Here is a 21,106-nt window from a genome sequence, read left to right on the forward strand (position 1 = left end):
CGCACCCGCCACGCACCGTCCACCCGTTCTGCTTGGTCACCGCGACCCCACCCTTCCCCCCGGAGTGATGCATGTTCCGTCCGTCCCGGTCCGCTCTCCTGATGACGACCATCGCGCTGACCGCCGGCTTCGTGGCGGTCCCGCAGGCCGCGTACGCCGCCGGCACCACCGCGCTGTCCGCCACCGAGATGGTCGCGGCGCTCGAGGCGGTGTCCACCACGTCGACGGCCGCTTCCCAGGGCGGCTGGAAGGCCACCATGTCCGCCGTGCGCGGCTCGATGACCTACTCCAGCCTGTACGTCGTGGACGCCGGACACGGTGTCGTGATGGACCAGTCGGACTTCGGCACGGGCCCGGTCGCCGCGTACGCCGCCGCCGGCAGGGGGACGTACACGTACATCGCCTACTCCAAGAACATGCGGGCCGCGGTGCGGATGATGGGCCGCCCGGCGGTCCGGTACATGTTCCGGTCGCAGCCCACGCTGAATCTGGACGACTACGTGGACGCGACCGGCCCGACGCCCGCCAAGGTGCTGACCGACGACCCGGCCCATGCGGGTACGAAGACCGTGCAGGACGACGGGTCCACCGACTACACGTACACCGACGACGACGGCAACACCTTCACCATGCAGGTCGACCCGGCGGGGGCGCTGACCGACGTCCAGGTCACCTCCACCGGTCTGTCGGCGACGCTGACGTACACGTACGGCGCCCAGCAGGCGACGCTGCCGGCGGCGTCCGTGACGATCGGCGAGAAGGCGCTGTCCCAGGCGGTGACCTACCTGACCATGCCGGCCGCCGTGAAGAAGGTCGCGTCCGACGGCGCGGCGGAGGCGGTCCGGACGGCGGGCGGGCGCACGCTGAAGGTGGCGGCCCTGCGCGCGGCCGTCCGCTACTGGGCGACCGTGACCAACACCCGCGCCGGAACGAGAATGATCAAGCTCGCGGACGTCAGCCGCGGCGTGCGGGTGTACGCGACGAACCCGTGGACGCGCAAGACCGTCGCGTACACGGTCAAGGCCTCCGGCACGAAGGCCGTCGTCAGGGGCTGAGCCGCGGCGACCCGGCGATGTGCCGCCGGTGCGCGCCGGCCAGGTCCACGTAGGTCGCGGCGTTGGCGCTGATCTGCGCCACCTCGGCGGGCGTGAGCTCGCGGCGGACCTTGCCCGGCACGCCGGCGACCAGCACGCCGCCGGGTATCTCGGCGCCCTGGCCCACGAGCGCGCCCGCGGCGACGAGGACGCCGTCGCCGATCCGGGCGCCGTTGAGGACGGTGGCGCCCATGCCGATCAGCACGTCGTCGCCGATGGTGCACCCGTGCAGGGTCGCGTTGTGTCCCACGGACACCCGGCTTCCCACCGCCAGCGGGAAGCCGGGATCGGCGTGCAGGACACAGCCGTCCTGGACGTTGGAGCGCTCGCCGATGGTGATGCGCTCGCCGTCGGCCCGGACCACGGCGCCGTACCACAGGCTGCTGTGCTCGCCGATCCGGACGCGGCCGACGAGGGTGGCCGTGGGCGCCGTCCACGCGGTGGGGGCGACCCAGGGGGTGTGGCCGTCGTACGCGATTCTCATTGCCGTCCTGTCCTTGCCGGGCCCGGGCGTACCGGGTCGATGAGCACGCCGGGGTTGAGGATGCCGGCCGGGTCGAGGGCGGCCTTGCCGGCCTGGAGAGCGGAAGCGAACAGGTCGGGGCGCTGCCGGTCGTACCAGGGCCGGTGGTCGCGGCCCACCGCGTGGTGGTGGGTGATGGTGGCGCCGCCGGAGATCAGGGCGTCGGAGACCGCGATCTTGATCTCGTCCCACTGCTCCACGGTCCGGCCCCACTGCCCCGCGGCGTAGATCCCGAAGTACGGCGCCGGGCCGTCGGGATAGACGTGGGTGAACCGGCAGGTCACGACGCCGAGGGCACCGACCTGCCGGAGGGCGTCCGCGGCCGCGGCCTGGACGGCCGCGCGCAGGGCGTCGAACCGGTCCCACGTACACGCGGTCTCGAAGGTCTCCACGATCATGCCCTGCGCGGCGAGCGCGTCCCGCTGGTACGGCATCCGTACGAACGCCGAACGCCAGGCGTCGGCGGTGGCGGTGCGCGCGTCGCCGCCGGCGGCGTCGGTGTACCGGGCCGGCTCGCTCAGCACGCCGCCGTGGTCGCGGCACAGCTCCAGCGCCCGCTTCATCCCCGCGGTGACGGGATGGTCGGCGGACTCGAACCCGAGCACCAGCACGGCGGTCGCCGAGCCCGCGTTGATCAGTGCCTCCATGGGGTCCAGGAGCCGGCAGTTCGCCGGGTGCAGCCCGGACTGGGAGAGCGCCCGCACCGCCCGCACGCCGTCGTCGTAGTCGGCGAAGTTCACCGAGGCGCCGGCCCGCCAGCGGGGCCGCTCCTGGAGCCGCACCCAGGCCTGGGTGATCACACCGAGCGAGCCCTCGGAGCCGAGGAACATCCGGTCGGGAGACGGGCCGGCACCCGAACCGGGGAGCCTGCGGGTCTCGACCACGCCGGCCGGGGTGACGACCCGCAGCGACTCGGTGAGGTCGTCGATGTGGGTGAGCCGGGTGGCGAAGTGGCCGCCGGCCCGGGTGGCCAGCCAGCCGCCCAGGCTGGAGAACTCGAAGGACTGCGGGAAGAAGCGCAGCGTGAGCCCCCGGGGCCGCAGCTGCTCCTCCAGGTGCGGGCCGAGCACGCCGGCCTGCACCAGCGCGGCCCGGCTGGCCGGGTCGACCTCCAGGACCCGGTTCATCGAGCCGAGGTCCAGGCTGACCACGCCGGCGTACTCGTCGCCGACCCGCGGCTCGACGCCTCCCACCACCGAGGAGCCCCCGCCGAAGGGGACGACCGCGACGTTCGCGCCGGTGCACCAGTCGAGCACCTGGACGACCTGCTCCTCCGAGGTGGGGCGCACGACGAGGTCGGGAACGTACGGCAGCGTGCCCAGCAGCGCCCGCACCACGTCGCGGAACGCCTGCCCGTGGCTGTGCGCGAGCCGGTCGCGGACGTCCTGCGAGGTGATCGGCTCCAGGGCTCGCGGCGCCCGGACCCGGGCGGCGCGCACGCCGAACGACTCGACCGGCGGCGCCTCGTGCACCGTGAGGTCCGCGTCCGGGAGCAGCGTCGCGGTGCGCCGGGTGAGCTCCGCCCGCTCGGCGCCGGCCACCGCGTCCTCGACGTGTCCCCATCCCCACCACGAGCGCGTCTTGCCGCCCACCGCCGCACCACCTATCTGAACGCTAGGTAAGTTACCCCGCGGTCACTTTGACATAGGGTGGATCCATGGGCAAGCAGAACCTCGCGCGCACGGTCGGCACCAAGGGGATGCCCCGCAAGGAACGCGAACAGCTGATCCTGGACGCGGCGGCGGAGGAGTTCGCCCGCAAGGGCTATGCGCGCGGGTCGACCGCGGAGGTCGCGGCGCGGGCCGGGATCACCAAGCCCCTGATCTACGAGTACTTCAAGTCCCGGGACGGCCTCTACCTCGCCTGCGTGATCCGCGCGGGCTCCCGCCTCGTGGCCGCCGTACGGTCCGCCCAGGAGGGTCCGTCCGACATCACGCGGGCCGCGCGCACGCTGGAGGCGATCTTCCGGGCGCTCGAGTCACGGGTGCACGACTGGGCACTCGTCTACGACTCGACGCTGCCGGCCGAGGGCGAGCTGCACGACGCCGCCACCGTGTACCGGCGCGAGCTGAACCGGCTGGGCGCGGCCGGCGTGGCCGAGGTCCTCGGTGCCGCCCGCGCCGGGGAGGCGCTGGACGCCGACCTCGCCACCCACCTCTGGTACGGGACCGTGAGCGCCGCCGTCGCCTGGTGGCGGCACCACCCCGAGCAGAGCGCGGAGGACATGATCTCCAGGTTCGCGCGCCTCTCCGCGGTCCTCCATCCCAGGTGATAGTGATAATTATCGATGTATGCCGCGGTGAGGGGAGCACCATGCGTCGTCGCGCCGCCGCCCTGCCGGCCCTGCTCGTGGCGGCGCTGGCCGGCGTCGTCGCCACGCAGTCCCCCGCCGCCTCCGCCGGCGTGCCGGCGGAGGCCGCGATGATCCCGACCCTGCGCGAGTGGACGCCGCCACCCGGCAGACCTGGGACACGGAAGGCGGCGGCCACGTACGGCGCGTTCCGGCCGATGATCGCCGCCGGGTGGCCGGGCGCCCGGCCACCCGGCGGCGACCACCCGGACGGTGACGTCGGCGTGGACGATTTCACCGGCCTGGCCGGTCACGGCCGCTACCTGCGCCTGCTGGGCGTCACCCGGGCCACGCGCTGGGGCTACTCCCTGTTCGAGCCGGAGGCGTTCGCCGCCGGCTCAGGTCCTCGGCAGTGCCCTGAGCGCGCCTCGGAAAAGTGTCCGGAATCGGCTCGGACACTCCTGGATCTGCCGGATCGTGGTGGGCAACGGCACCTAGAGACTCTGGAGGAGTCATGATCCAGGCTATCGTCCCCGTCGCGAAGGCCATCTGGGCCTCGCCCCTCGGCCGCAAGGTCACCGTCATGGCCGCCGGCGCGCTGGTCGGCAAGGTCGCCGACAAGCACAACGCCGGGCTCGGCGGACACGGCCCCGGCACCACCGACAACCAGGGCGTGCGCCTCAACTGATCAGGGCGGCGGCCCCCGGGGCTCCGGCCCAGGGGGCCGTCAGCCGAGCCGGTCGAGCGCGCTTCGCGCTTCCTGCGCGGCTGAGTGCGCGCCGACACCCTCGAGCAGACCCACCGCCTGGCGCAGGGCCTGCCGGGCCGCCTCGACATGCACGTCGGCGAGCCGGCCGAGCGATGCCGCCTGCTCCCCCGGGTCGCCGGTCTCGGCGAACAGCGCGGCAGCGGCCACCAGGTTGGTTTCGGCGCTCCGCAGATCACCGAGCCGCAGGTACGCGGCGCCGATGCTGTCCAGGGTCGCCGCCTCGCCGGACCGGTCGCCCGCCGCACGGTTGCGGAGCAACGCCTGCTCACACACCGCCAGGGCCTGGGCGTGCGCGCCGCCGAGGCTCAGATACCACCCGACGGCGTTGAGAGCGTTGGCCTCGCCCGCGGCGTTGCCGGCCGCCGCGTAACACTCCGCGGCTCGCCGCGCGAGCTCGGCGCCGCGGGAGTAGAGCTTGCGTGCATCGGCGTTGCGGCTGAGGTCGATGTACGTGTGCGCCTGGCCGGCCGGGTCATCCGCCGCGATCCACAGCCGCAGCGCCGCCTCCAGCTGGGCATCGCTGTCGTCGAGACGTTCGAGAAGCGCGTACGTGCGCCCCAGCAGCCGCTGCATCCGGGCTTCGGCGCGCCTGTCCCCGCCCCGGCGCGCCGCGACCAGACCCTGCTCCACCGCCGCCGCCAGGTCATGCCAGTAGCCCTGACGGTTGAGGAAGTCGCTCATCGTCCAGGCCAGCTGCCACGCGTGGGTGTCGAAACCCAGGTCGACCGCGATCGGGATCATCCGCATCACGCCCAGGTGCTGGCGCCTCAGCCAGTCGAGGCCTTCGGTGGCACCGACGATCCTCTCGACGGGGACACCGGACGCCGGGGGCGACAGGCTGAGCGGATCGCGTGGCGGATCCCACGCCATGGCGGCTCGGTGGGCGCCGTGCAGGTAGAAGTCGAGTGCCCGGGCGATGGCGGCCCGTCTCCCCGCGGCTGTCTCCTCGGCGCCGGCCAGCACGATCGCGTACTCCCGCAGCAGATCGTGCAGGCCGTACCGCCCGGACTGCCGTTCCTCCAGCAGGTGCCGGTCCACCAGCGCGGCGATGATCCGCCCGGCCTCCGGCACGGTCGTCGCGGCAAGGCTCGCCACGACGCCCTGGGTCACGAACGGCCCGGGATGGACGCCGAGCAACCGGAAGACGCGCGCCGCCCCGGGCTCCAGGTCGGCGTAGGACAGCCGGAAGACCCGCTCGACGCCGGCGCCGCGCCCCGCGCCCAGGCGCAGGTCTGCCGAGGTCACCGCCGCGGCCACCCGGCCGAGCGAGGAGTCCCTGTTCCGCTCCACCAGCGCCGCCGCGACGTTCACGGCCAAGGGCAGGCCCGCGCAGGCGGTCATGACCGTCGCGGTCGCCGCCGGATCCGCGGCGACGACCTCCTCGCCGAGCCGCTCCACGAGCAGAAGCCGGGCCTGCGCGGCGGTGAACGCCTCGACGCGTACCACCTGGGCTCCCCGGTCCTCGATGAGGCGATCGAGGGCGGAGCGACCGGTGACGAGCACGAAGGACCCCCTCGCCGCGGGCAACAGCGGAAGTATCTGGTCGGCCGACTCGGCGTTGTCGAGGACGATCAGCATCTGCTGCCCGGCGAGGCGGCCACGCAGCACCTCCTGCTGCTCCTCGTCGGTGGCCGGAGGCCGTTCACCGAGCTGGAACAGCAAAGCCCGCGCAGCCTGTGCGGCATGGAGCGGGGTGCCGTCGGGCCTGCGCAGGTCCAGGTACAGCTGACCCGCCGGGAAACGTCCGGCGACGAGATGTGCCCACCAGACGGCCAGGCTGCTCTTGCCCGAGCCGGAGAGCCCGCAGACGACGGCCACGCCTGGCGCGGCCGGCGTTCCTCCGGCGTGGTCCAGGACGGCCGTCAACGCGGCCAATTCGGTGTCACGCCCGACGAAGTACGGCGCCGTGGGCGGCAGGCGACGCGGCACGGCGAGCATCCGCAGTCTCTCGCTGGCATCGGCCGACCGCATGTCGTTGTGCCGGTCGAGCTCGATCGTCTCGAGCAGGTCCGTGAGCCGGCGCAGCCACACGTGCTGGTCGACCATGGCGTCGGTCAGCACCGCGCCGTGCGATCGCGCCCAGGCCACGCACGCGTCCACGAACAGCTGCAGCCATTCCCTCGACGGCAACGAGTCGCCCTTGAGCTTGTCGTCGACGCTCGACTTGCCCGTTCCCCGTACGGCTCGCCCCGGCTTACCCCGAGGCGCCGGAACCGGCGTGTCGCCGGAGCGCCGCCGGATGCGCTCGGCCAGCCAGCGCAGCGACGGCGACCCCGCCGCCGTCCGCAGCTCTTGCAGGCTGTCGGCGAACGCGCGTCGAGGGTCTGCCTCGGTCTGCTGCTCGGCCATGGGCTTCGTGCCACTCCCGGTCGTCCCCAGGTCGCCGGTCGCGGCGCGACGGCGCGCGGGATCGCCGGAGGACCGGACGGCCCCGCGCTGACAGACACGGCGCAGCGGGCGTCACGGTTGAACCGGACTCCGCGATTTCACTATCTGCAATGGATCCGCCGTCCGGGACGGGCGATCGGGCGTCATCCGATACTCAGCGATTCGTCAGGACTCGCAGTCGCGGACGAAGTCGGGCTCGTCGGCGCGGCACTTGTCGGTGCCGTCGCCGCCGTCGGCGACGTCGCCCGGGTTCCCGTCCGCCACGTCGATCGCGTCGTCGCCGCCGCGGCCGAACAGGCTGACGAGGGCCTTCCCGCCGACGAGAACGTCGTCGTAGTCCGTACCGTGGATCGTTTCCACCTCGGAGAGGTTGTCGTTCTCGCCGGCGACGCCGTCGTTCGCCACACCGTCGAGGGAGACCCGCACGGCCTCGCGGCGGTACTGGAAGTCGACGAGGTCTGTGCCGTAGCCACCCACGAGGGTGTCACCGGCGTCGGCGTCGCCATCCAGGGAGAACGTGTCGTCGGCGTAGCCACCGGAGGCGATGTCGGCGCCCGTCCCGTCGCTGATCCAGTCGTCCCCACCGGCGCCGTCGATCGTGTCGTTGCCCGCGTCGCCGACGAGCTTGTCGTCGCCCTCCCGGCCGTCGATCTTGTCGTTGCCCCGGGAGCCGTCGAGCCAGTTGGCCTCGTCGTTGCCGGTGAGGACGTCCGCGTACGGGGTGCCCGTCACATGCTCGACATCGCGCTGGACGTTGTCGAACTCGTCCAGGGCGCCGTCGCCGCTGAAGCCGTCCAGCTTCACGATGACGGAGGCCGCCCGGTTCAGGTAGTCGACGTGGTCATAGCCGTCGCCGCCCGACAGGTCGTCGGCTCCGTCCGCCCGATCTCCGCCGCGAGTGCGGGCGCGGGCACACCGACGAGGCCGGCGGCGACCACTGCGGCGGGGACGAGAAGCGTGCGGGCAAGGGCGACGGTCGGTCGCTGCATGATTTCTCCCTCGAACGGACGTGCGGAGGTTGCACGCGTACCGAGGCATTGTGGCCGGCGCCCTTTCGGTGACCTTTCGGTGCGGACGAGACGGAACCTAGCCGGCGAGGACCTGGGCCTCCGTACGGCCGCTCTTCGTCCCGGACTTCTGCACCCGCACCAGGTCGAGGCGGCCGTCGCCGTTCCAGTCCGCGGTGAGGAAGACGTGCCGCTCGTCCGCCGCACCCCAGGCGGTGCGGGCCTGCACGAGATCGCGCCCGAAGCCGCGGGCGCCGTCGAGGACCCGGACGTCGGTCTTGCCGCTCCTGGTGCCGGACTTCTGCACCGCCACGAGGTCGAGCCGTCCGTCGCCGTTCCAGTCCGCCGTCGACAGCGCGTGCCGCTCGTCGGTCGTGCCCAGTGCGGTGGCGGTCTCCACCAGGGGCCGCTGGAAGCTCGCGGCACCGTCGAGGACCCGGATCTCGGTCTTCCGGCTCGCCGTGCCCGACTTCTGGATCACCACGAGGTCGAGGCGGCCGTCGGCGTTCCAGTCCGCCATCGAGAACGCGGGGCGCTCGTCGGTCGCCGCCAACGCCGTGGTGGTCTCGAGGAGGTAGCGCTGGAAGCCCGCGGCGCCGTCGATCACCCGCAGTTCGATCCGGCCGCTCGCGGTGCCCGACCGCTGCACCGCCACGAGATCGAGGCGGCCGTCGCCGTTCCAGTCCGCCATCGAGAACGCGTGCCGCTCGTCCGTGGCGCCCAGCGCGGTGCCCGTGTGCAGGAGCAGGTGCTGGAAGCTCGACGCCTGCTGGGGAAGGCTCGACGTCGCGTCCAGGATGAACAGCTCGGTGCGGCCGCTGCCGGTCCCGGAGCGCTGCACCACCACCAGATCGGGGCGGCGGTCGCCGTTCCAGTCGGCCATGGACATGTCGTGCCGGTTGTCGGCCGGCCCCTGGCCGGTCGCGGTCGCCATCAGCGAGCGCTGGAACGGCCCGGCCGGCTTGGCCGGCTTCGGCGGGGCGGCTTCCGGCCCGGCCGGGGCGGCCGCAGTGCCGCTCCGGTCGCGCCACAGCGCGGCCACGATCAGGTGGGCGTCGTGCTCCTCCGGGGCGTACGCCAGCGGAAAGGCCGAACCCTGCACCCGCTGGCAGATCTGTCCGATGTCGCCGCTCTGCCAGCTTCCCGCGGGGTGCTTGCGGATCATCGCGTTGAGGAAGGCGTGGGTGGCATGGCGCGGGTCCGCGAGCTGGCCGGGCTGGCCCCAGCCCTGCGACGGGCGCTGCTGGAAGAGCCCCAGGCTGTCGTGGTCGACCGCGACGGTGTAGTTGTGCAGGGTGCTCTCGGCGATGGCCGCGGTCACGGCGATCACCGCCGCCCGCTCACCCAGCCCGCGGGTCCGCACGTTGCTCACGATGGCGCGGGCACAGGAGATGTTGTAGCCGGTCACGGAGGCACCGAGCCGCGGACCGTTCATCAGCGGCCGCAGCTGGTCCGCGATGGCCGTGTCCGCCGCGGCGACGCCGGCGGGCTGGCACGGTGCGGACGGGATCGCCGCCCGCGAGCTGCCGGCGTAGGCGAAGGCGGACGACAGCAGCGATCCCGCGGCGAGCACAGCGACCATCAGGGCGGGTCTCCGGCCCGGACGCCTCATGCCGCACATCCTCGGCGGTGCAGGTCCTGAGGATGCGCCGCATCAACTGCCATGTTCCGGTCCCCTTGCCCGATGACGGTGTCGCTGCCCCAACCTGCCACATGCGACGCCGGCAGGGAAGGACGGTCCGGCTGGGAGCTGGCTGAGAAGTTCATCCACTGTGCCGTCAGCCGGTCGCTGCTCCGGCCACGCGGTCCAGCTCCGCGGCCATCTCCCGCACCAGCGCGGTGAGGCCGACCGCCACGGCCTCCCGCTCCGCCGGGGTCAGGGCGGCGAGGATCCGCTCATGCCGTGCCCGCATCACCGCGGCGACCTCGGCGGCGGTCCGCACGCCCGCCTCGGTGAGCCGCACCTGCGCGAAACGACGATTCGCCGGGTCCCGCTCCTTGGTCACCCAGCCCTTGGCGGCCAGGGCGTCGACCAGGCGACTGACCGTACTCTTCTCCAGGCCGAGGAAGTCTCCGAGCTCCCATTGCGAGGCTCGCCCGCGGGCATGCAGCTCCTGCAGCGTCATCGCCTCCGACAGCGAGGCGCCCAGGCCGGGAATCGCCCGGGTGGGGTCGAGGACGCCCCGCAGCCGGAACAGCAGCCCGAGACCTTGCCGCAGCGAGTCGGGTTCGTCCACCACCCACGACCTCCACGGTTGTTGCATGCAACCATGCCGGGGCCACACCTCCGGCTGAGTTGCATGATACAACCGTGGGCAGGGTCCCCTCGCCGGGAGGCGTCCGGCACGGGACAGCGCCACCATGATCTTCGGCGTACGCTGCCGGGCCGGGGGGTGCGCGGTGGTGGGGGTTGTCGGCGGAAGCGACGCGACGCGGATTCGGACGGTGTGCTCGTACTGCGGTGTCGGATGTGGAATGGTGCTGGAGGTCGGCCCGGGCCCGGACGGGCGCCGCACGGTGCTCAGAGCCGATGGTGACCGGGCGCATCCGGCGAACGCCGGCCGGTTGTGCGCCAAGGGCGCGACCAGCGCCGACCTGCTCGCCGCACCCGGGCGGCTGACCACCGCGAAGGTACGCCGGGAGCGCGACGCCGCGCCGTCCGACCTGGACGTGGACGCCGCGATCACCGAGACCGCCCGGCGGCTACGGTCCATCGTCGACACCCACGGCCCCGACGCCGTCGCCGTGTACGTCTCCGGGCAGCTGACCCTCCAGGCCCAGTATCTGGCCACCAAACTGGTCAAGGGCTTCATCGGCACGAACCAGATCGAGTCGAACTCGCGGCTGTGCATGGCCAGCGCCGCCTCGGGCTACAAGCTGTCGCTCGGCGCGGACGGGCCGCCCGGCTCGTACGACGACTTCGACCACGCCGACGTCTTCCTCGTCATCGGTGCCAACATGGCCGACTGCCATCCGGTCCTGTTCCTGCGCCTGCGGGACCGGCTCAAGGCCGGCGCCAAGCTGATCGTCGCGGATCCGCGGCGCACCGCCACCGCGGACCGGGCGGACCTGTTCCTGCAGCTCCGGCCCGGCACCGATCTGGCCCTGCTGAACGGCCTGCTGCACCTGATCGTGGCCGGCGGGCACCTCGACGAGGAGTTCGTCGCCGCCCACACCGAGGGCTGGGAGGCGATGCCCGCGTTCCTGGCCGGCTACCCGCCCGAGCGGGTCGCCGGGATCACCGGGATCGCCGAGGCCGACCTGCGCCGCGCCGCCGAGCTGATCGGGACGGCGCGCACCTGGATGAGCTGCTGGACGATGGGCCTCAACCAGTCCACCCACGGCACCTGGAACACCAACGCCCTGATCAACCTGCACCTGGCCACCGGTGCGATCTGCCGGCCCGGCTCGGGACCGTTCTCGCTGACCGGCCAGCCCAACGCGATGGGCGGCCGGGAGATGGGCTACCTGGGATCCGGCCTGCCCGGCCAGCGGTCCGTCCTCGTGCCGCAGGACCGGGCGTTCACCGAGACCGTGTGGGGCCTGCCCGCGGGGACGCTGCGCGCCGAGGCCGGCAAGGGCACGGTGGAGATGTTCTCCCGCATGGCCCAGGGGCGGATCAAGGCCTGCTGGATCATCTGCACCAACCCGGTCGCCTCGGTCGGCAACCGCAGGACCGTCATCGAGGCGCTGGAGGCCGCCGAGCTCGTCGTCGTCCAGGACGCGTTCGCCGAGACGGAGACCACCGCGTACGCCGACATCGTCCTGCCCGCGGCGACGTGGCCGGAGACCGACGGCGTCATGGTCAGCTCCGAGCGGACCCTCACCCGGCTCGCGAGCGTCGCCGACCCGCCCGGGCAGGCCCTGCCGGACTGGCGGCTGATCGCCCGGGTCGCGGCGGAGATGGGCTACGGCGAGGCGTTCACGTACGCGGACGCCGCCGAGGTCTTCGCCGAGATCCAGCGCTTCGCGAACCCGCAGACCGGGTACGACCTGCGCGGAGTCTCGTACGAACGGCTACAGGGCGGGCCGGTGCAGTGGCCCGCCGCACCCGGCGGCGACCGCCGCAACCCGATCCGCTACCTGCACGACGACGGCAGCGGCCCCCGGCCCAGGTTCCCCACCGCGGGCGGCCGAGCGGTCTTCTTCGCGCGCCCGCACCTGGACGCCGCGGAGCTGCCCGACGAGGACTACCCGTTCGTGCTGAACACCGGCCGGCTCCCGCACCAGTGGCACACGATGACCAAGACCGGCAAGGTCGCCAAGCTGAACCGGCTCAACCCGCGGCCGTTCGTCGAGATCAACCCGGCCGACGCGCAGGCCCTCGCCATCGCCGAGGGCGACCGGGTGGAGGTGGCCTCCCGGCGGGGGCGGGCCGTCCTGCCCGCGGTCGTCACCGACCGGGTGATGCCCGGCGCCTGCTTCGCCCCGTTCCACTTCAACGACCTGTTCGGCGAGTACCTCAGCATCAACGCCGTGACCAGCGACGCCGTCGACCCGCTCTCGTTCCAGCCGGAACTGAAGGTCTGCGCGGTCACCCTGGCCCGCGTCCCCACCCCGGACGTGCCCGGGCCCAGGCCCGCGCCGGTCGCGGCCGCCGAGCCCCGGTCGGGGGCCTAGACCCCGCCGTCGATGGCGGCGGTGGTCAGCGCCTCGGCGCCCAGCCCCCACTTGTCGAGCACCTTGGCGTACGTGCCGTTGGCGATGATCTCGCGCAGCGCGAGCTGGACGGCGTGGCGCAGCTCCAGCCGGTCCTTGGCCAGGCCGATGCCCATGGGGCTGGCCTCCAGCTGGACGCCGACCAGCTCGAACGCGCCCTGGCCCTCCTCGACCTGGGCGGCGGCGCTGGTGTAGCCGTCCACGACGGCGTCCACGGTGCCCTTCTCCAGCATCGGGTAGGCCTCCCCCGAGCCGACGGCGCTCACCCGCGGGGCCGGGCGGCCGGCGCCGGTGCACAGCTTGGCCTGGGCCTGGACCAGCTCGTCCTGGGTCGTCTCGGCCTGGAACGCGACCCGGCGGCCGCAGATGGACTCGAGGCCCTCGATCCCCTTCGGGTTGCCCTGCGCCACCACGACCTGGGAGCCCTCGACGAGGTAGTCGACGTAGGTCAGCTTCTGCTGCCGTTCGGCGTTGTCGGTCATCCCGGACATGACGGCGTCGGCCTTGTGCTCGGCGACGGTGGGGATGATGTCGTCCCAGGCGACGTTGCGGAAGTCCAGGCGCAGGTTCATCCGCTCGGTCAGCGCCACGGCGAGGTCGTAGTCGACGCCCTGCGGGTTCTTCTGGTCGTCGTAGAACTCGAACGGCGGGTAGGCGATCTCCGAGGCCACCACGAGCACGCCGGCCTCGCGGACGTCGGCCGGTACCGCGGCGGCCGCCGTGCTCTGCCCGCTCGGCGCCGCGCCGGAGTAGCTCGCACCGCCGATGGTGACAGCGGCCGCGACGGCCAGTGCCGTCATGACACGGATCGCGCGCATGAGCTTCTCCCTGGTACGTGAATTGTTTCCGAACCCTCTGATCGGCCGGCACCCGGGCGAGATGAGATTCGGTCACGACTCAGATTCCGCTCAAGTCGGCCGATTCGAAGAACAAGCTGTCTGACGAAAGGTCACCATGCTCCGCGTTACGCCCCGCCTGACTCTCGGCCGCAAGATCGTCGCCCTGGCGACAGCCGGCCTGGCGCTGGTCCTGGCCGTCGGCGGGATCGGTCTGCTCGCGGCCGCCCAGCAGCAGCATGCGCAGGACCGCCTGGTGCGCGCCACGGACGCCGTGCGGGCGGACCGGGCCGTCGCCGCCGCCCAGGCGGTGCTGCGGGGCGACGTGCTGGCGGCCATGGTCGCCCGCACCGCGGAGCAGCGCCGCGCCGCGCTGGACAGCCTCGGCGGCGACGCCGCGACGCTGCGGGACAGCATCGCGGCCCTGCACGCCGAGAGCGCACCGGCCCCGGTACGGGCCGCCGCCGCCGGCGTGGACGACAAGGTCGAGCAGCTGATCACGCTGAGCCAGCGGGTGGTGAGCCTGGCCAACCTCGGCGTCACGGACCCCGGCCAGGACCGCGCGCGGGCCGCGCTGCCCGAGTTCCAGAAGTCCTCCGAGGCGCTCGGCGCCGCGCTGGAGCCGGTCGAGGTGGCCATCACCGCCGAGGCCCGCCAGGCCCGCCTCGACGCCGACGCCGCACAGCGCTCCGCCCGTACGCTCACGATCGCCGGCAGCATTGTCGCCGCCGTGCTGCTGCTGGGCTCCGCCATCGTGCTGGCCCGGCACACCAGCCGCCGCCTCAAGGACTGCCTGGCCGTGGCCAACGCCATCGCCGACAAGAACCTGACCGTGCAGCCGCACGTCACCGGCTCCGACGAGCTGACCGAGCTGTCGCTGGCGATGGGCCGGGCCACCGAGAACGTCCGCACGGCCATCACCGAGCTCGACGAGGCGGCCGCCACCCTGGCCAGCGCCTCCGAGGAGATGCACGCCACGAGCGGCAGCATGACCCAGGGCGCCGAGACGACGGTGGAGCGCACCTCCGTGCTGTCCACCGCGGCCGAGACGGTGCACGAGGCGGTGAACGGGGCGGCGTCCAGCGTCACCCACATCGGCGACTCGATCGAGGAGATCGCCGCCCGTACCGTCGAGGCCCGGCGGATCGCCGCCGACGCCGCCGGCGCGGCCGCGACCTCGGGCGACCTCGCGCAGCGCCTCGACACGTCGAGCGCCGCGATCGGCGACGTGGTCAAGCTGATCACCTCGATCGCCGAGCAGACCAACCTGCTCGCGCTCAACGCCACCATCGAGGCGGCCCGGGCGGGCGAGTCCGGCAAGGGCTTCTCCGTCGTCGCCGGTGAGGTCAAGGACCTGGCCCGGGAGACCGCCGCGGCCACCGAGGACATCTCCCGGCAGATCGACGCCATCCAGCGCGACTCGCAGGCGATGCGCGACGCCATCGCCGAGGTGGCCCGCATCGTCGGCGACATCAACGGCACCCAGGACGTCATCGGCGAGGCCGTGGAGGCGCAGAGCCGGGCGACGGCGGAGATCTCGGCCAGCGTGGAGCGGGCCGTGGCCGCCGTCGACGGCATCACGGCCAGCCTGGGCGACGTCGTCCAGGGCGCGTCGCTGACCAGCGTCGGCGCCGGCGAGACCCAGAGCGCCGCGGTCGACCTGGCGCGGCTGGCGGTCCAGCTGCGTACGCTCGTCCGCGAGTTCCAGCTGACCTGACGCCGCCGGCCCGCTATTCGCGATCCAGCAGCTTCACCGCACGGGTCTCCAGGTCGTGCGCGGCGTCGACCAGCTCGGCCAGCTCGGCGAACAGGGCGGCCCGGCCGTCGGCGCCGAGGTCGGCCACCGGCGGCAGGGCGGCGATGCGGTCGTCGAGCTCGCGGACGTCGGCGCCGGCCATCGCGAGCACCATCCGGCGCTCGCACAGGTCGCCGTACTCGCCCGCGTGGGCCTCCGCCCGTGCCGCGAGCGCCGACCAGTGGGCGCCCGACTCGCGGAACAGCCCGGCCGCGTCCGCCAGTGCCGGCCGGCCCAGCATGCCGGCCGCCTCGTCCAGGAAGTCCGCGTAGAGCGGGCGGGTGCCGCCGGGCGCGGTGTACGACAGTTCGAGGCACTCGTAGAGCCGGCGCATCGCCGCGCCGAACGCCTCCGGCGAGCCGAACCGGCGCTGCCAGCCGGACTTCGTGCGGCCGTCGCGGAGCTGGGCGGCGAGCCGCCGCATGCCGGAGAAGCCGAAGTTGGCGTCGAAGGCGTGCCCGAGGACCGGCCCGGTGAGGTGCGCGACGGTGGTCGCGATCGCGGCGCCGGGATCCGGGCGGCCGGCGCCGGCGGTCTCCACCACGATCCGGTGGTGCCGGCCCTTCTTGTGCCCGGCCCAGGCCGTCGCGAACTCGTCCATCGGCAGCCGGTGCGGCACGGCGGCGGAGTCGTCGACGAGCACGGTGTCGCCGTCGATGCCGGCCACCACGACGCCGTACGGCTCCGTCGCGAGCGCCGCCCGGCCGCTGTGCCAGGGCAGCCGCGAGCGGTCCACGCTGACGTAGACCGCCCTGCCCCGCTCGACGGCGGCGCGCAGCGCGGCCAGGGCGCGCAGCGTCGACGTGCTGTGCTCCTCGGCGAACGAGAGCGGCAGCCGGCGCAGCGCCGACTCCACCCAGGGATCCGGGTGGTGCTGGGCCACGATCGTCATGATCGGCGGCATGCCGCGGTACTCGAAGACCGCGTACATGAAGCCGATGCCTCCGGCCAGCCCGCACACCATCGCCTCGGAGCAGGCGACACCCGCCTGCCGCAGCAGGTGCACGGCGAGCGAACTGAGCCGGTGCTGCCCCGGCCCGAACTCGTCGTACCCGGGGACCAGGCCGCTCGGCAGCGCGGCCGGCTCCGGCCGGACCACATGGCGGCGGGCGGTGGTGTACGACTCGCCGGTGCGCGCCATGCGCTCGCGGACCAGCTGCTTGAGTCGGCGTCGGTCGGTCACGTCAGGTCCTGTCCACGGACGGTGGCAGCGGCTCTGCCCCACGCCGGCTCGCCGCACCCCGTCCGGCTGATCCGCGGCGGACATGCACGACTCCGACCCGAACTCCGCGATGGCATGGTGACCACCTTCGCCCCCCGCATCGCCGGCGTGCGTGGTCACCGGTCAGGGGGTACGGCGCGCGGACCGCGCCGAGCGCGACCGTACCCCTCGCACCCGACCGGCGGCAATCACTTCGCCGGTAGCGAGCGGGCGTAGCCGATGCCCCGGGCCACCCACGACGTGAGCTCCCGGTCGGTGGCCAGCGCGGCCGTGTCGATGCGCAGCCAGCCGTCCATCGCCCGCCCGCGCATCTCGAACCGGCTGGCCCCGGGCCGCGCGACGAGGGCCGGCGTCTCGGCCGGGTCGACCCGCAGCAGCAGGCCGCCCTGGCCACTCGCGCTCACCGCCATGTTGCCGTTGACGAGGAACGCCAGCCCACCGAACATCCGTTTCTCGCTCAGTCCCGGCTCGGCCTGCACGATCTCCCGGATGCGGTCGGCAAGGTCCTCGTCGTAAGCCACGCCGACAGTGTGCCACCGCTAGCCCCCGTGCCCGGGTACGGCCGCGGTGACCTCCACCTCGAGCACGGCGCCGGGCAGGAAGAGCCGGCTCACCTCGACCGTCGTGCTGGCCGGCGGCACGGCCGGGAAGAGCGGCCGGCGGACGGCGGCGTAGGCGGGGAGGTCGGCGAGGTCGGTCAGGAAGGTACGGATGTGCAGCACGGTGCCGAAGCCGGCGCCGTGCGCGGCGAGGATCCCGCCGATGATCTCGAAGATCCGCCGGGCCTGCGCGCCCGCGTCGCCCGGGGCGACCACCGCGCCCTGGTCGTCGACGGCGACCTGGCCGGACAGCGTCAGCAGCGCCCCGCCGCCGGGGAAGTCCAGGCGGGCTACGTGCGCGAAGCGGTCGCCGAACGGGGCGGCGACGGTCGGCGGGTTGTCCAGGGTCAGCTTCATCGGCACTCCAGGCGGGTCAGGGCCGAGACGTCGGCCCGCGGATCGGGGTGGCCCTCGAGCAGGCCGAGGACGGCCCGGGCCACCGGGGTCGTCGTGCGGTCGCCGACGGCCAGCCGCAGATCCTTGGCGGCCAGCGCGATCGCGAAGGAGGCCGTCGTGGAGGTCGCCCGGGCGACCACGCCCTGCAGGGGCCCCGCGGCGAGGAGGTCGAGCGGTGCGCGCACGCCGAGCGCCCCGGCGACGACGAGCGCGTCCCGCAGCCCGCCGAGGGCCGTCAGCTGAGCGGTGTTGAGCACGAGTTTCGCCGCACTGCCGGCGCCGACCGGTCCGCACTCCCGGACGGTGCCGAGGTCGTCGAGCAGCTCGGGAGCGCCGCCGCCGGCCAGGATGGTGAGCCGTCCGGCCGCCGCGGCGTCGACGCTGCCGGCCACGGGAGCATCCACGAACGCGACCCCGGCGGGGACGCGGGCGGCGATCTCGCGGATCTGGTCGGGCGTGACGGTCGACATCTGGATCACCGTCGTGCCGGGCCGCAGCGCGACCCCGTCCGCGAACAGGGCGTCCCGCACGGCCGCGGCGTCCGTCAGCATCGTGATCACCACCTCGGCGGATGCCACCGCGGCCGCCGGCGTGGGCGCGATCGAGGCGCCCCGAGCGGCCAGCGGCGCGGCCCTGGTCGGGGTGCGGTTCCACACGGTCACCCGGTGGCCGGCGGCGAGCAGACGCCGGGCGATCGCCGCGCCCATCAGTCCGGTGCCGAGCAGTGCAACGTTGATCATGCGCACGACGCTAGGGGCTCGGGAGCCATGTCACCAGCGAATCTCTGGCATGCCTGACATGCCCGTCTAGCATATCAGGCATGGACACCCATCTGCTCGACGTCTTCCGGACGGTGGCGCACCTCGGGTCGATCACCACCGCGGCGCGGCGCCTCGGCTTCACCCAGTCGGCCGTCTCCCGGCAGATCGGCGCGCTCGAGGCCGAGGTCGGGGGCAAGGTGTTCGACCGGCTGCCGCGCGGGGTCGCGCTGACCGAGACCGGGCGGGCGCTGCTTCCGTACGCGGAGGAGATCCTCGACCGGCTCGCGGCGGCCCGTCGCGCCGTCGACGACCTCCGCCGCCTCGACGCCGGCCGGCTGCGGGTGGGCGCCTTCCCGACCGCGGTCGCCGCCCTGGTGCCCCGGGCGCTGGCCGCGTTCCGCGCCGCGTACCCCTCGGTCGGCCTGTCCCTGCTCGAAGGCCTGACCCCCGCCCTGCTCGACCGCCTCGCCGCGGGCGAGGCCGACGTCGCCGTGGTGAGCACCGCGCCGTCCGCGCCGATCGACCCCGCGCGGTTCACGCTGCACCACCTGGTCGACGAGCGGCTCCTCGTCGCCGTGGCGCGCGGGCACCGGCTGGCGGACCGGACGACGGTACGCCTGGCCGACCTGGCCGCGGACCCCTTCGTCGTCGGCTCGGCCACCGCGGAACAGGGCCTGCTCCGAGCCGGTCTGCCCCACGGCTTCCGGCCGAAGATCGACCTGGTCGCCGCCGACTGGACCGGCAAGCTCGGCTGCGTGGCCGCGGGCCTCGGCGTGGCATTGGTGCCGGCTCTCGCGGCGCGCAGCGCCCCACCCGACGTCGCCCTGCTCCACCTGCACGCCGACGACGAGTCCGTACGCCGGATCCACGCCGCCACGCCGGCCGGGCGCACCAGCCCCGCTGCCGTGACCCACTTCCTGGCCGAGCTCAGGAAGGAGGCGCGGCAGTTCGCCGGCGCGCCCCTCCGGGGCGACTAGCCGTGGCGGGCGTCGGTCGCGGGCCGGGCCGGCGCCGGCAGGCGGCGCATGCCGCGAACGGCCACCCGGGTCAGGTAGCCGCCCGCGGCCAGCAGGGCGGCGCACTGCACGGCGCCGATCGTCGCCATCGCGATGTGGTTCGGGGAGTCGTAGCCGAGGTAGCCCAGCGTCGTCATCAGGCGAAGGACCAGGGCCGCCGCGACCAGCAGGGCGAGCGCCAGCGGCCAGCTCGGGATGCGCGACCCCGGGACCGCCTGCATGACGGTCGCGCCGATCAGCACCGCGCATGCCAGGGCGGGCCGGTCCACCAGGGGCAGGAACCACGCGTCCCAGTCACCGGCGAGCCGCAGGGGCAGATGGGCGGCGAGGACGAGCGCGACGCCGGCGGGAAGGGCGATCAGCCACGGCCGGCACCGGACCGGCGGGGCGTCCCGGTGAAAGGCGGCGAGGGCGAGTACCGGCAGGACGACGAGCAGGAGCTCATAGGCCTCGGTGGCCGTGAACTCGTCGCGGGACAGCCGCTCGGCGCCGGAGATCAGTACCGGGAGCAGGGCGATCACCGCCAGCACGTGCGCCGCGCGCCGGTGACCGAACAGGACCGACAGATACGCCGGGAGCCACAGCAGCCCGGTCAGCGCCCAGAGAGCCAGCCAGCGGTCGGCGAGCCAGCTGCCCTCCGGGATGCCCTCGGGACCGATGAAATCGTCCATGTGCCCGGCCACCCATGCCATGAACAGCGCGTCGGAGAGCGCCAGGACGGTGGGCGCCAGCAGGCCGGCGAGGGCGACCAGGCGGGTCGCCTCGCCCCAGGCGAAGCGCCGCGGGGCGGCACCGGCGCCGCCGAGGCGCAACCGCAGCGCGAGCGCCACGATGCTGGCCACCTCGGCCTTGCCCGGGCTGCTGATCTCCACGCCCTCCGGGTCCTCCGGATCGGCGTCGTACGCCGCCTGCAGGAAGGTGTCGACCATGTCCTCCTCCCAGGCGTGCCGGTAGTCCGCCGGAAGCAGGCGCAGCACCCGGCGGTAGCGCTCCTCGAGCAGACTGGTCATCCCAGGCCTCCCGCGGTCGCGGGCCGGTAGGCGGCCAGCCGCCGGCCGGCGGCCTCGGCGTTGGCGGCCTGCCGGGCGACCTCCTCGCTCAGCGCGGCGATGCCCCGGTCGGTGAGCCGGTAGTAGCGGCGCAGCCGCCCCTGGTGCGGCTCCTCCCGGTCCAGCTCGACCAGTCCGTCGGCGACCAACCGGTCGAGGACGCCGTACAGCGTGCCGATCTTCAGCGCGACCCGGCCCTCGGAGAGCTGGTTCACCTCGCTGACGATGCCGTACCCGTGGCGGGGCGTGTCGACCAGCGCGGTGAGGATGAAGAACGCCGGCTCGGTCATGGGGCGTGCGGTCATGGGCCCAATATAATGCAAGGCAAGATATCGTGCATCGGTCCGTCTGAGATCATCTCCCGATGATCCTCGAGCATGCGCTGCTGCCGGTGAGGCCCGGACAGGAGGCCGCGTTCGAGGCGGCCTTCCGGCAGGCCAGGAGCATCATCGCCGGCATGCCCGGCTTCGCTCGCCTGACCTTGTCCCGGTGCGTGGAGCGGCCGGGCACGTACCTGCTGCTGGTGGAGTGGGACTCGCTGGAGGCCCACACGATCGGCTTCCGCGGCTCGGCGCAGTACCAGCGATGGCGGGAGCTGCTGCATCACTTCTACGAGCCGTTCCCGACGGTGGAACACTACGAGCAGGTCCTCACCGCCTGACGGGCTCCGGACTGCTGGTCCGGGTCGCTTGCGAAACAGGA

Annotated in this window: 21 protein-coding genes; 8 read left to right on the top strand and 13 right to left on the bottom strand. The window is 73.6% G+C overall.

Annotated elements, in window-relative coordinates:
- The first annotated feature begins 101 nt into the window (after positions 1-101).
- The gene (locus tag IEY99_RS07750) at positions 102-1,055 is read left to right on the top strand and encodes a hypothetical protein (RefSeq protein WP_189200904.1); all 954 of its coding nucleotides are present in this window, start codon (positions 102-104) and stop codon (positions 1,053-1,055) included.
- Here the strand turns inward: IEY99_RS07750 and IEY99_RS07755 are convergent.
- Entirely contained in the window at positions 1,045-1,578 is a 534-nt protein-coding gene (locus IEY99_RS07755) for a gamma carbonic anhydrase family protein (protein ID WP_189200906.1), read from the bottom strand. The two genes, IEY99_RS07750 and IEY99_RS07755, sit on opposite strands and share 11 nt — an antisense overlap.
- Positions 1,575-3,209: an FAD-binding oxidoreductase gene (locus IEY99_RS07760; protein ID WP_189200908.1), complete on the bottom strand. Its 1,635-nt coding sequence runs from the start codon at positions 3,207-3,209 to the stop codon at positions 1,575-1,577. The genes IEY99_RS07755 and IEY99_RS07760 overlap by 4 nt, the downstream gene beginning before the upstream one ends.
- Before the next feature lie 65 nt (positions 3,210-3,274).
- On the opposite strand from IEY99_RS07760, the gene IEY99_RS07765 reads away from it, so the two are divergent.
- Genes IEY99_RS07765 through IEY99_RS07775 form a run of 3 tightly spaced genes read left to right on the top strand, consistent with a single transcriptional unit; the run spans position 3,275 to position 4,595 of the window.
- Complete coding sequence (locus IEY99_RS07765; RefSeq protein WP_189200910.1) at positions 3,275-3,889, top strand: TetR/AcrR family transcriptional regulator; 615 nt, start codon at positions 3,275-3,277, stop codon at positions 3,887-3,889.
- Positions 3,890-3,930: 41 nt separating this feature from the next.
- Positions 3,931-4,425: a hypothetical protein gene (locus tag IEY99_RS07770; protein WP_189200912.1), complete on the top strand. Its 495-nt coding sequence runs from the start codon at positions 3,931-3,933 to the stop codon at positions 4,423-4,425.
- Positions 4,422-4,595: a hypothetical protein gene (locus tag IEY99_RS07775; protein ID WP_189200914.1), complete on the top strand. Its 174-nt coding sequence runs from the start codon at positions 4,422-4,424 to the stop codon at positions 4,593-4,595. The genes IEY99_RS07770 and IEY99_RS07775 overlap by 4 nt, the downstream gene beginning before the upstream one ends.
- Positions 4,596-4,634: 39 nt before the next feature.
- Here the strand turns inward: IEY99_RS07775 and IEY99_RS07780 are convergent, their stop codons facing one another.
- The 4 genes from IEY99_RS07780 to IEY99_RS07795 all read right to left on the bottom strand — a co-directional run bounded on the left by IEY99_RS07780 (position 4,635) and on the right by IEY99_RS07795 (position 10,311).
- Entirely contained in the window at positions 4,635-7,025 is a 2,391-nt protein-coding gene (locus IEY99_RS07780) for an nSTAND1 domain-containing NTPase (protein ID WP_189200916.1), read from the bottom strand.
- Between the two features lie 204 nt (positions 7,026-7,229).
- Positions 7,230-7,868, bottom strand: coding sequence for a calcium-binding protein (locus IEY99_RS07785; protein WP_189200918.1), 639 nt, complete (start codon positions 7,866-7,868; stop codon positions 7,230-7,232).
- Positions 7,869-8,150: 282 nt separating this feature from the next.
- Positions 8,151-9,683 carry an FG-GAP repeat domain-containing protein gene (locus IEY99_RS07790; RefSeq protein ID WP_189200920.1) on the bottom strand — a complete coding sequence of 511 codons (1,533 nt, stop codon included), beginning with the start codon at positions 9,681-9,683 and terminating at the stop codon, positions 8,151-8,153.
- Positions 9,684-9,849: 166 nt separating this feature from the next.
- Positions 9,850-10,311: a MarR family winged helix-turn-helix transcriptional regulator gene (locus tag IEY99_RS07795; RefSeq protein ID WP_189200922.1), complete on the bottom strand. Its 462-nt coding sequence runs from the start codon at positions 10,309-10,311 to the stop codon at positions 9,850-9,852.
- A 121-nt stretch (positions 10,312-10,432) separates the two neighbouring features.
- Here IEY99_RS07795 and IEY99_RS07800 point away from each other — a divergent pair, with 121 nt between their 5' ends.
- Positions 10,433-12,691 carry a molybdopterin oxidoreductase family protein gene (locus IEY99_RS07800; RefSeq protein WP_189200924.1) on the top strand — a complete coding sequence of 753 codons (2,259 nt, stop codon included), beginning with the start codon at positions 10,433-10,435 and terminating at the stop codon, positions 12,689-12,691.
- Here the strand turns inward: IEY99_RS07800 and IEY99_RS07805 are convergent.
- Complete coding sequence (locus IEY99_RS07805) at positions 12,688-13,548, bottom strand: ABC transporter substrate-binding protein (RefSeq protein ID WP_189200926.1); 861 nt, start codon at positions 13,546-13,548, stop codon at positions 12,688-12,690. The two genes, IEY99_RS07800 and IEY99_RS07805, sit on opposite strands and share 4 nt — an antisense overlap.
- A gap of 136 nt (positions 13,549-13,684) precedes the next feature.
- Between IEY99_RS07805 and IEY99_RS07810 the strand changes: the two genes are divergently transcribed.
- Positions 13,685-15,283, top strand: a complete 1,599-nt coding sequence (locus IEY99_RS07810; protein WP_189200928.1) for a methyl-accepting chemotaxis protein — start codon at positions 13,685-13,687, stop codon at positions 15,281-15,283.
- A gap of 13 nt (positions 15,284-15,296) precedes the next feature.
- On the opposite strand, the gene IEY99_RS07815 is transcribed toward IEY99_RS07810, so the two are convergent.
- The 4 genes from IEY99_RS07815 to IEY99_RS07830 form a co-directional block, all read right to left on the bottom strand.
- Entirely contained in the window at positions 15,297-16,544 is a 1,248-nt protein-coding gene (locus IEY99_RS07815; RefSeq protein WP_189200930.1) for a BtrH N-terminal domain-containing protein, read from the bottom strand.
- A 227-nt stretch (positions 16,545-16,771) separates the two neighbouring features.
- Positions 16,772-17,104, bottom strand: a complete 333-nt coding sequence (locus IEY99_RS07820; RefSeq protein WP_189200932.1) for a TfoX/Sxy family protein — start codon at positions 17,102-17,104, stop codon at positions 16,772-16,774.
- Between the two features lie 18 nt (positions 17,105-17,122).
- Positions 17,123-17,539: a RidA family protein gene (locus IEY99_RS07825; protein WP_189200934.1), complete on the bottom strand. Its 417-nt coding sequence runs from the start codon at positions 17,537-17,539 to the stop codon at positions 17,123-17,125.
- Complete coding sequence (locus IEY99_RS07830; RefSeq protein WP_189200936.1) at positions 17,536-18,318, bottom strand: NAD(P)-dependent oxidoreductase; 783 nt, start codon at positions 18,316-18,318, stop codon at positions 17,536-17,538. Before IEY99_RS07830 ends, IEY99_RS07825 begins: the two co-directional genes overlap by 4 nt.
- 80 nt (positions 18,319-18,398) lie before the next feature.
- On the opposite strand from IEY99_RS07830, the gene IEY99_RS07835 reads away from it, so the two are divergent.
- Entirely contained in the window at positions 18,399-19,316 is a 918-nt protein-coding gene (locus IEY99_RS07835; protein WP_189200938.1) for a LysR family transcriptional regulator, read from the top strand.
- Here IEY99_RS07835 and IEY99_RS07840 read toward each other — a convergent pair.
- Both IEY99_RS07840 and IEY99_RS07845 read right to left on the bottom strand, forming a co-directional pair.
- Positions 19,313-20,365, bottom strand: coding sequence for a hypothetical protein (locus IEY99_RS07840; protein ID WP_189200940.1), 1,053 nt, complete (start codon positions 20,363-20,365; stop codon positions 19,313-19,315). The two genes, IEY99_RS07835 and IEY99_RS07840, sit on opposite strands and share 4 nt — an antisense overlap.
- On the bottom strand, positions 20,362-20,709 hold the full coding sequence (locus IEY99_RS07845; protein WP_229798307.1) for a PadR family transcriptional regulator: 348 nt from the start codon (positions 20,707-20,709) through the stop codon (positions 20,362-20,364). Before IEY99_RS07845 ends, IEY99_RS07840 begins: the two co-directional genes overlap by 4 nt.
- 59 nt (positions 20,710-20,768) lie before the next feature.
- On the opposite strand from IEY99_RS07845, the gene IEY99_RS07850 reads away from it, so the two are divergent.
- Positions 20,769-21,065 carry an antibiotic biosynthesis monooxygenase family protein gene (locus IEY99_RS07850; RefSeq protein WP_189200942.1) on the top strand — a complete coding sequence of 99 codons (297 nt, stop codon included), beginning with the start codon at positions 20,769-20,771 and terminating at the stop codon, positions 21,063-21,065.
- The last annotated feature ends 41 nt before the right edge of the window (positions 21,066-21,106 follow it).

The sequence above is a fragment of the Couchioplanes azureus genome, from assembly GCF_014648355.1.
Classification (GTDB): Bacteria; Actinomycetota; Actinomycetes; order Mycobacteriales; family Micromonosporaceae; genus Actinoplanes; species Actinoplanes azureus.

Excerpts from the sequence above, each read along its gene's own strand:
- IEY99_RS07790 (WP_189200920.1), bottom strand. The coding sequence starts at position 9,683 with ATGAGGCGTCCGGGCCGGAGACCCGCCCTGATGGTCGCTGTGCTCGCC.
- IEY99_RS07800 (WP_189200924.1), top strand. The coding sequence starts at position 10,433 with ATGATCTTCGGCGTACGCTGCCGGGCCGGGGGGTGCGCGGTGGTGGGG.
- IEY99_RS07840 (WP_189200940.1), bottom strand. The coding sequence starts at position 20,365 with ATGACCAGTCTGCTCGAGGAGCGCTACCGCCGGGTGCTGCGCCTGCTT.
- IEY99_RS07810 (WP_189200928.1), top strand. The coding sequence starts at position 13,685 with ATGCTCCGCGTTACGCCCCGCCTGACTCTCGGCCGCAAGATCGTCGCC.
- IEY99_RS07765 (WP_189200910.1), top strand. The coding sequence starts at position 3,275 with ATGGGCAAGCAGAACCTCGCGCGCACGGTCGGCACCAAGGGGATGCCC.
- IEY99_RS07805 (WP_189200926.1), bottom strand. The coding sequence starts at position 13,548 with ATGCGCGCGATCCGTGTCATGACGGCACTGGCCGTCGCGGCCGCTGTC.
- IEY99_RS07750 (WP_189200904.1), top strand. The coding sequence starts at position 102 with ATGACGACCATCGCGCTGACCGCCGGCTTCGTGGCGGTCCCGCAGGCC.
- IEY99_RS07845 (WP_229798307.1), bottom strand. The coding sequence starts at position 20,709 with ATGACCGCACGCCCCATGACCGAGCCGGCGTTCTTCATCCTCACCGCG.
- IEY99_RS07780 (WP_189200916.1), bottom strand. The coding sequence starts at position 7,025 with ATGGCCGAGCAGCAGACCGAGGCAGACCCTCGACGCGCGTTCGCCGAC.
- IEY99_RS07835 (WP_189200938.1), top strand. The coding sequence starts at position 18,399 with ATGGACACCCATCTGCTCGACGTCTTCCGGACGGTGGCGCACCTCGGG.
- IEY99_RS07830 (WP_189200936.1), bottom strand. The coding sequence starts at position 18,318 with ATGATCAACGTTGCACTGCTCGGCACCGGACTGATGGGCGCGGCGATC.
- IEY99_RS07755 (WP_189200906.1), bottom strand. The coding sequence starts at position 1,578 with ATGAGAATCGCGTACGACGGCCACACCCCCTGGGTCGCCCCCACCGCG.
- IEY99_RS07775 (WP_189200914.1), top strand. The coding sequence starts at position 4,422 with ATGATCCAGGCTATCGTCCCCGTCGCGAAGGCCATCTGGGCCTCGCCC.
- IEY99_RS07770 (WP_189200912.1), top strand. The coding sequence starts at position 3,931 with ATGCGTCGTCGCGCCGCCGCCCTGCCGGCCCTGCTCGTGGCGGCGCTG.
- IEY99_RS07850 (WP_189200942.1), top strand. The coding sequence starts at position 20,769 with ATGATCCTCGAGCATGCGCTGCTGCCGGTGAGGCCCGGACAGGAGGCC.
- IEY99_RS07825 (WP_189200934.1), bottom strand. The coding sequence starts at position 17,539 with ATGAAGCTGACCCTGGACAACCCGCCGACCGTCGCCGCCCCGTTCGGC.